This is a genomic window from Endozoicomonas sp. SESOKO3 (genome assembly GCF_024606255.1).
Genome location: NZ_JAHHPR010000777.1, coordinates 1 through 1,252, shown reverse-complemented (window position 1 = coordinate 1,252; position 1,252 = coordinate 1). Strand labels below are relative to the sequence as shown.

At 45.8% G+C, this 1,252-nt stretch carries 2 protein-coding genes; both read right to left on the bottom strand.

Going from position 1 to position 1,252, the window contains the following annotated elements; genetic code table 11:
- Positions 1–597: succinylglutamate desuccinylase/aspartoacylase family protein (locus tag KDK18_RS13675; RefSeq protein WP_257255488.1), on the bottom strand; the 597-nt coding region annotated here is incomplete at its 3' end.
- Positions 598–608: 11 nt separating this feature from the next.
- Positions 609–1,252 (bottom strand): RimK family alpha-L-glutamate ligase (locus tag KDK18_RS13670; RefSeq protein ID WP_257255487.1); only part of this gene is annotated, 644 nt, incomplete at its 5' end.

Here is a 1,252-nt window from a genome sequence, read left to right as displayed (position 1 = left end):
ATATAGCAGTATACGTGTATTATGCTCTTCAGCTGACTGCCGAAGGGACTGGTCGCGAATATTGGCATTCAATAAAACGGGTACCCCGAACGCTTTTGCCAGGCTCAGAGTTTCTGTGTCCATTAAATTGGCACGAATCTGAGGCAGATTTGAGCGATGTATAGCCCCTGTGTGAAGGTCTATACCGCATTCACAAAGGCTGACTATTTCTGTCAGGAACATGTGCGCTAACCGGCTCGCAAGTGAGCCTTTCGGGGAACCGGGAAAGCTTCTGTTTAAGTCTCGACGATCCGGGAGATACCGGCTTTGATAAAGCACCCCATAAACATTAACCATGGGCACAAGAATTAACGTACCCGCAGTCACTTTAAATGTCTTCAAATTGATGAGCCGGCGAATAATCTCAATACCGTTCAGCTCATCGCCGTGAATGGCTGCGGACACAAAGACCTTTGGACCAGGTTTTCTAGTGTGTATGACATGTACAGGCACCGAAAAATCCGTATCGGTATATAGCTTTGCAACCTCCAGACGAACTTGCCTGGTCTGCCCGGCCTTAATCACACAACCACCAATACTGATATCTGGTACTAACATCGTTGCTACCTTTAGCCTTTTCCACGAGTTCGGGTTGATTTCGTTGTTTTGCTTTCAATAAATTCGTAGATCATGCCAGCAACATTTTTTCCAGTTGCTTTTTCAATACCTTCCAAACCCGGAGAGGAGTTAACTTCCATAACCACTGGGCCATTGTCAGATTGTAAAAGGTCGACACCGCAGACGTTCAGTCCCATGACTTTTGCGGCATTAGCTGCAGTTGCTCTCTCCTCTTTTGACAAACGGACGAGTGTGGCTGTTCCGCCGCGATGCAGGTTTGAGCGAAACTCTCCATCTGCTGCTTGTCGCTTTATAGCTGCTACAACTTTGCTACCAATCACAAAACAACGGAGATCTGCACCGCCTGCTTCTTTAATAAACTCCTGTACTAATATATTCGCTTTTAACCCCATAAAAGCTTCAATGATTGCTTCTGCCTCTCTCTGAGTAGATGCCAGAACTACACCGATACCATGAGTACCCTCCAGTAATTTTACTACGACTGGTGCTCCGCCTACGTTCTTGATGAGATCCTTTACATTTTCGGGCTTACTGGCAAAACCTGTTCTTGGTAATCCAATATCTTTTCGTGACAACAGTTGTAAAGAACGTAATTTATCGCGTGAGCGGGTAATGGCAACAGATTCATTCACAC